This window comes from Gordonia sp. NPDC003422, from assembly GCF_053588675.1.
The window spans coordinates 1-1528 of the sequence record NZ_JBSFQL010000070.1 but is presented as its reverse complement, the minus strand read 5'-3'; the positions used below and the strand labels follow the sequence as shown (position 1 = coordinate 1528).

Sequence of the window (1528 nt, the reverse complement as noted above, 5' to 3'; positions counted from 1 at the left end):
ATGGCCCACCCCAAGCCCCCACGACACGCCGGACCAGTCACGACCGGCTCAGCTGACGTCAGGACCGAAACCCCACCACCCCCTGGGACTCTCCCCTGGAAAGCGCAGGTCCACCAACTGCCGATAAGATACATTATGTTAAGTATTCCGGTAATGTTGCAGCAGATGCAGGCGGACCGGTCCCTCACCCTTGGGATGTCTGATTATCGGTGCACGCCTATTGACCAGCGCTAATGTGCACTCGGACTCGTGCGCACCTACCCGATCCCGGCTCCGGCGAGTCAATGATCGTCGACATGGCCTTGAGTCCAATCCGACCAAGCGCGCGTTCAGTCGTGTTGAGCTGCAACGGTTTTTCGATCACGCCGATGGTGAAGTGGACATGATCGCGGCGAGCGGCCGCAAAGGATGGTTCGCGGCGTACCGGGATGCGACGTGGTTCAAGGTGGCCTACGGCTGGGGTCTGCGCGGCAATGAAGTCAGGCATCTTCAGACCAGCGACTTCTATCGGAATCCGAAGGCCCCGGAGTTCGGGAAGTATGGTGTCCTTCGCGTCCGATACGGAAAGCCCCATCGCGGTTCTCCCCCGAAGCCACGATCGGTGCTGACTGTATTCGACTGGTCACCCGAGGTCGTCGAGGACTGGGTAGCGGTCGCTCAGTTGGGTGGCGACGAGGGACCGCTGGACCTGTTCACCAGCGAGCGAGGCAAGATGGTATCGGTTAACTGTGTGCGACAACGATTTTCCCGATACTGCGAGGAACTCGGGCTGACACCGGGCGTGGACATGCACTCGTTCCGGAGGTCATATACGACGCACCTGATCGAGGCGGGGATTGACCCCAAATTCGTGCAGGATCAGCTGGGCCATGAGTTCGCCTCGACAACGGGCATCTACGACTGCACCACGACCGACTTCCGCCAACAGACGCTGCGGGGCGCACTGGACTCGACCATGCGGGAGGCGATGAATACCGGCGATCACGGAGAGACAGGTGACTAACTGATGGCAGCACGCACAGTCGACTACCGATGGCGGCTCGCGGAATTGATGGCAGCAGCAGGACTGCACAACAGCACCGACCTGGTGCCGTTACTGCGTGAGCGCGGTATCGACCTGTCGGCGTCACAGATCTACCGCTTGGTGGCCGGCCAGCCTGAAAGGGTATCGCTCCAGGTCATGGCGGCGATATGCGATGTCTTCGCCTGTACCCCCGCCGATCTTGTGACGGTGACGGCCACCGATGCCCGACGCCGCAAGACCGCCACCGACAATGTTGTCGACCTCAGCCGCACCGGACGGCCCAAACGAGCGCGGGTGATCCGTGATGACTGAGCAAGACCGTGCCGGCGTGCGGCGACGCCGGGGCCGCCCGACACGGACCACCGGCGACTACCTCTGTGATCGCTGCGGACGTGTGATGGGTAAGCCGCTGTCAACGGCGGCTGAAATCTGACCCCTTATCGACGTTTGAATTTTGACCCCCTGTGGTTGGTCTATTGGTCGTGTGTGACGAGGTCTCGTCGG

The 1528-nt window shown here is 61.5% G+C and carries 1 protein-coding gene and 1 pseudogene; both read left to right on the top strand.

All coding sequences use genetic code 11. From position 1 onward, the window contains the following. Positions 1–283 precede the first annotated feature (283 nt). Positions 284–1003 (top strand): annotated as a pseudogene (locus ACWDTF_RS24795) (tyrosine-type recombinase/integrase); the annotation flags it as partial. A gap of 3 nt (positions 1004–1006) precedes the next feature. Then, positions 1007–1336 carry a helix-turn-helix domain-containing protein gene (locus ACWDTF_RS24790; RefSeq protein WP_348805821.1) on the top strand — a complete coding sequence of 110 codons (330 nt, stop codon included), beginning with the start codon at positions 1007–1009 and terminating at the stop codon, positions 1334–1336. Positions 1337–1528 lie beyond the last annotated feature (192 nt).

Excerpts from the sequence above, each read along its gene's own strand:
- ACWDTF_RS24790 (WP_348805821.1), top strand. The coding sequence starts at position 1,007 with ATGGCAGCACGCACAGTCGACTACCGATGGCGGCTCGCGGAATTGATG.